General features: G+C 62.4%; 1 protein-coding gene. It reads left to right on the forward strand.

Features of this window, described 5'->3' with window-relative positions; genetic code table 11:
- A partial coding sequence (locus tag QC029_RS30655) for a hypothetical protein (protein WP_279559105.1) occupies positions 1–187 on the forward strand: 187 nt, incomplete at its 5' end.
- Positions 188–439 lie beyond the last annotated feature (252 nt).

Raw genomic sequence — 439 nt, forward strand, 5'->3', positions numbered from 1 at the left:
CGACCTCGACACGCTCACGCCGAGCGATCAGCGCCACTTGAATCGCGTCATCCCTTTCCTCACGGACTCACGTCACAGTTCGTGGGCGATTCTCGATCCGTACGAGCGAGAACTTGGGCAAAGAATCTGGGCGCGTATCGCAGTTGCCGTGGCGGGACCGAGAGCCGTGGACACGGAAGAGCTGTGAGCACTTTCCTCATTCAAGGCCGAACTCGGGCCGGCAGCGCCACCTGCGGTGCGTCCGGTCCTCGGCGGCGCCCTAGCCGCAACACCTAGACGTCATGTACGACGAAGACTCGCTGTGCGAGCAGACCTTGCGCCCTGCGACGCCTGCCACCCGATGAGTATGCGCCCAGTTGTTGAATCAACGTGTGCGCTGCGTTAAAGCCCGGCTCTGGATCGAGCGGATCACCCACCACGGCGAACTCGGATGATTCGT

The sequence above is a fragment of the Streptomyces sp. DH37 genome, from assembly GCF_029813835.1.
Lineage (GTDB): Bacteria > Actinomycetota > Actinomycetes > Streptomycetales > Streptomycetaceae > Streptomyces.